Origin of the sequence: Zooshikella harenae (assembly GCF_018837975.1) — a bacterium.
Taxonomy (GTDB): Bacteria; Pseudomonadota; Gammaproteobacteria; order Pseudomonadales; family Zooshikellaceae; genus Zooshikella; species Zooshikella harenae.
Window position 1 is genome coordinate 1 of sequence record NZ_JAGSOY010000225.1, and the last position, 1,684, is coordinate 1,684.

At 35.9% G+C, this 1,684-nt stretch carries 2 protein-coding genes; one reads left to right on the forward strand and one right to left on the reverse strand.

The window, feature by feature from the left end; translation table 11 throughout:
• On the forward strand, positions 1-825 hold an 825-nt coding region (locus KCG35_RS25120; protein ID WP_215822591.1), incomplete at its 5' end, for a hypothetical protein.
• A 12-nt stretch (positions 826-837) separates the two neighbouring features.
• On the opposite strand, the gene KCG35_RS25125 is transcribed toward KCG35_RS25120, so the two are convergent.
• Positions 838-1,684 (reverse strand): formylglycine-generating enzyme family protein (locus KCG35_RS25125; protein ID WP_215822592.1); only part of this gene is annotated, 847 nt, incomplete at its 5' end.

Sequence of the window (1,684 nt, forward strand, 5' to 3'; positions counted from 1 at the left end):
TATATCAAAGCTTTTATTTCTCTTGATGCAAGTTGGGAGCTAAAAGCTGGAATAGTTTTTGGCGAAAAAGAAAAAGCACAAGTAACATCTGAACAGAAAGCTGTACCCAAAATTGGAATTGAAATAAAACTGGGTGATGCATTAGATGCAGCAGTTACAGGGGAAACAGGGGTTCAATATAAAGCAACAATGACAATTGATATTAACGGCGATGACACAGTAAAAGTTGAAGGAGAAGGTAAAATATTACCTGTTGTATTAAAAGCACACATTGTTTCTAAACATTTCAAAGTTAACTGGGATGACAAAAAAGTAATAATGAAAGAGTATCCTTTAGGCGGATTTAAATGGCCTGTCAAAAAAGGAAGTGAAGATGAGAATGCTTATACACCAGTTAAGGATGAGGCTGAAGTTGTAATAAGAAGCATTCTTAAGAAAAAATTTAGTGAGGATTTCGATGTAAAAATTAGAGAAATTTCAGGATATGAAGAAATTGAAATTAAACCTCATGGACTTGGTGGATATAGCCCACAAAAAGTGAAAAAACCAAAGTTTAGGAAATATGATGTAGATTACACTGTTAATAGAATAATGGAATATATTATATCTAAAAGGAATATTTTGAAACTGGATATAACGTCTGTTGAAGGGCTTGCACTAAAAATTGATGAAGATTTGCGTGATATGCGAGGGTTTGGCGATTTTTATATTAGACAAGAGCAGTTTGACGAGTATATTGATGGAGAGTTTCAAAATGTACTTGATGATTATATTAGTCCAGCTAAAGTTGCTGAATATGAAGCCAAAAAAGCCTCTAAAAAATAGAGGCGTACTAATTTAATCTAAGATACAGCGAAATCCTACTGTATAGCTACCATATTTTGGGTCAGTTGAGCCTCTAAGTAAAATGTTTGAAATTACCGAAGATGGATAGTGATTACCTTTCATTGTTTTTAATTCTCCATCTTTTGGCCCTGTTGGGTTGCTCTCAGGTGCGTATGAGGGATAAAGATCTTCATACCAGTCATATACATACTCATATACGCCACCATGCATACCATAAATGCCAGCTGGATTAGGGGGATATTTATCAATAGCAGGTGGCTGTTTAGGTGCTTTTTTGGGATCCCCCCAAATGGTATTGACACCAGGTTCAATCTTTCCATTATTGGTGGCATATTCCACATCTTTACCACCACTGGTTGCGGCATACTCCCATTGAGCTTCCGTTGGTAGTGAACCTTTTTTGTCAAAAACTGAGCCAAGCCATTCGCAGTAAGCTTGTGCATCATACCAGGGTATTGAGTTTGCGGGTGTCTTTTTCATATCTGGACATTTGGCATATTCAAACTGGTCGGATGTGTGTCCTGTTACTTTCATAAAGAAATCAAATTCATAACAGGTAGTAGGAAATTTTTGTATTGTAAATTCAGAAACAACTACTTTGAAGTAATCCGGTTCACTGATATTTTCTTGCCTTAGCTTCCAGCTTAAGTCAAAAGAGACTTTTCGGTGCATCTCTCCACCTTTAAAGTCGACGAAGTTATCCTTAATGGATGTTTTAAAGGTCTCAATTTCCTGACTATGTTTGTCACAACCGGCTAAGATAGTGAAAATGAACACAATACTCAAACTAAAAGCATTGCGATTTCTACTCATAAACATTCTGATCTCCATTAGATAC